Origin of the sequence: Escherichia sp. KCJ4928 (genome assembly GCF_004352695.1) — a bacterium.
GTDB lineage: Bacteria > Pseudomonadota > Gammaproteobacteria > Enterobacterales > Enterobacteriaceae > ECMA0423.
Window position 1 is genome coordinate 1 of sequence record NZ_SJWV01000477.1, and the last position, 851, is coordinate 851.

General features: G+C 42.9%; 1 protein-coding gene and 1 pseudogene. Both read left to right on the forward strand.

Features of this window, described 5'->3' with window-relative positions; all coding sequences use genetic code 11:
• Nucleotides 1–707: RHS repeat-associated core domain-containing protein (locus tag E0D98_RS24950; protein WP_044858374.1), on the forward strand; the 707-nt coding region annotated here is incomplete at its 5' end.
• Nucleotides 691–851 (forward strand): annotated as a pseudogene (gene ydcD, locus E0D98_RS28230) (protein YdcD); the annotation flags it as partial. The gene E0D98_RS24950 and the pseudogene ydcD, both read left to right, overlap by 17 nt.

Genomic DNA, 851 nt, shown 5'->3' on the forward strand with positions numbered 1-851 from the left:
GCAATACGGCGTGGAGCGCGGAATATGATGAATGGGGCAACCAGCTTAATGAGGAGAACCCGCATCACCTGCACCAGCCGTACCGGCTGCCGGGGCAGCAGTATGATAAGGAGTCGGGGCTGTACTATAACCGTCACCGGTACTACGATCCGTTGCAGGGGCGGTATATCACCCCGGACCCGATTGGGTTGAGAGGTGGATGGAATATGTATCAGTATCCGTTGAATCCCATACAAGTGATAGACCCAATGGGGTTAGATGCGATTGAGAATATGACATCAGGTGGACTAATTTATGCCGTATCTGGTGTACCTGGATTGATTGCTGCAAACAGCATTACTAACAGTGCTTACCAGTTCGGTTATGATATGGATGCTATTGTTGGCGGAGCTCATAATGGGGCCGCCGATGCAATGAGACATTGTTACTTGATGTGTCGAATGACTAAGACATTTGGATCAACAATAGCTGACGTGATAGGTAAAAATCATGAGGCGGCAGGGGATAGACAAGGTCAGCCAGCTAAAGAAAGAATCATGGATCTTAAAAATAACACTGTCGGTATTGCTTGTGGCGATTTTTCTGCCAAATGTAGCGATGCATGTATTGAAAAATATAACACTGGGCAACTCTTCGGGTTAGATGGTATAAAAGCAGATAATCCAATAAAAGCAAAGCAAGGGAGTTCAGATGCTTCAAATTATTAGAGGCAAACTTGTCATTTTTTTAATTACCCTTTGTTTATTTGTTGTTTACCTTGGGTTTGATAACAATTCAAATTCTGACATCGTATTTTATGGACATAAAACACCAAAGAGCGTTGAGATATATCTTTCTGAAAAAAACATTAT